1 protein-coding gene is annotated in these 915 nt (G+C 65.6%); it reads right to left on the bottom strand.

The genetic code is table 11. The annotated features are described in order from the left end of the window. Window positions 1–85: 85 nt before the first annotated feature. On the bottom strand, window positions 86–915 hold an 830-nt coding region (locus tag DBR20_RS11355; RefSeq protein ID WP_258223305.1), incomplete at its 5' end, for an MBL fold metallo-hydrolase.

Genomic DNA, 915 nt, shown 5'->3' with positions numbered 1-915 from the left:
CCCCGCCCCCCCACGGATAGCCCGCTGTTGCTGTTGCTTCGGCTCCGGCCTCTGCAGGTGCAGGGCGCAGCCCTGCCGGCAAACCTCACCCCAACGCCCGCGCCTTCAGCTCGCCCTGCTCATGCAGCGTAACGAAACGCCCCTTCTCATCCCGCCCGACCTGCGCCAGCGCCACCTGCGGGTCATGGGTAAAGAACAGATGCACGTTGCGCGCCAGCTTGTCTTCCAGGAACTGCCGCTTCTCGTCGATCAGCAGCTCGGCATTGCGGTCGTAGCCCATCGTGATCGGCACGTGCACCCACGAACGACCGGGAATCAGATCGGCGCAGAACACCACGCCGCCGTGCGCCCCTGCGCCTGCGCGGTCCTGCCCCACGATCTCGGCCAGCATCAGCCCCGGCGTGTGGCCGTCGCTGTAGCTGAAACGCACGCTGTGGCCGAGTACCTTCGAATACTCACCGTCCACCACTTCCAGGCGCCCACTGGCCTGCAGCAGGCCCGGCAGTTCCGGAATGAAGCTGGCACGATCGCGCGGGTGCGGCTGCAACGCGCGCTGCCAATGCTGCGCACCGACCACGTACGTCGCATTGGGGAACAGCAGTTCCGGTTCACGGCCTTCGCGCCACGCCGCCAGCAGGCCACCGGCATGGTCGAAGTGCAGATGGCTGAGCACCACCACGTCGATGTCTTCGTGCTCGAAGCCAGCTTCGCGCAGTGAATCGATCAGCACATGCTGGCTTTCCTGCACGCCGTAGCGCTCGCGCATGCGCGGATCGAAAAACGCACCGATGCCGGTTTCGAACAGCACCGTCTTGCCCTCAAGCGGGCTCGCCAACAACGCACGACAGGCCAGCTCGATGCGATTGAGCTCATCCGGTGCTGCCCATTTCTCCCACAATGCACGCGGTGCATTGC

It is taken from the genome of Stenotrophomonas sp. HMWF023, assembly GCF_003060985.1.
In the GTDB taxonomy this organism is placed as follows: Bacteria; Pseudomonadota; Gammaproteobacteria; order Xanthomonadales; family Xanthomonadaceae; genus Stenotrophomonas; species Stenotrophomonas lactitubi.
The sequence above is the reverse complement of the archived record's forward strand: the minus strand, read 5'-3'. Positions and strand labels throughout refer to the sequence as shown.